Consider the following 419-nt stretch of genomic DNA (forward strand, 5'->3'; position numbering starts at 1 on the left):
TCTGCTTGTCGTCGGCCTTGGCGCCGGGGATCTCGACGGACTGGTAGGCGTCCTTGCCGGTTTCCTTGTTCAGCACGGGGGTGATGTCGTTGATGGAGTTGGTGCCGGCTTCGGTGGTGCCCATGCGCTGGGCCATGCCGTCGACGTCGATGTTCTTGCCCTGCACGCTGAGGGCGTTGCGGGCGGCGGCGGGGCCGCAGTAGTAGAAGTTGGGCTGTGCCTCGTAGCGCACGCCGAGTTCGCGCTCGCCACCCTTGCGGTCCTGGGCGACGGTGGCGGGCTTGGCCTCGGCGGGGGCGGCGAGGGCGGTGGTGACGGGGCCGGCGATGGCGCCGCCGGTGAAGGCGAGCCCGGCAGCGGTCAGGGCGGTCTTACGCAGGATGTCGGTACGCATGATGGCAGCACCTTTCGATCGGGGG

The 419-nt window shown here is 69.7% G+C and carries 1 protein-coding gene; it reads right to left on the reverse strand.

The genetic code is table 11. The annotated features are described in order from the left end of the window. Positions 1-394 (reverse strand): C39 family peptidase (locus RM555_RS30880; RefSeq protein WP_311415008.1); only part of this gene is annotated, 394 nt, incomplete at its 3' end. Positions 395-419 lie beyond the last annotated feature (25 nt).

Origin of the sequence: Micromonospora reichwaldensis (genome assembly GCF_031845925.1) — a bacterium.
GTDB lineage: Bacteria > Actinomycetota > Actinomycetes > Mycobacteriales > Micromonosporaceae > Micromonospora > Micromonospora reichwaldensis.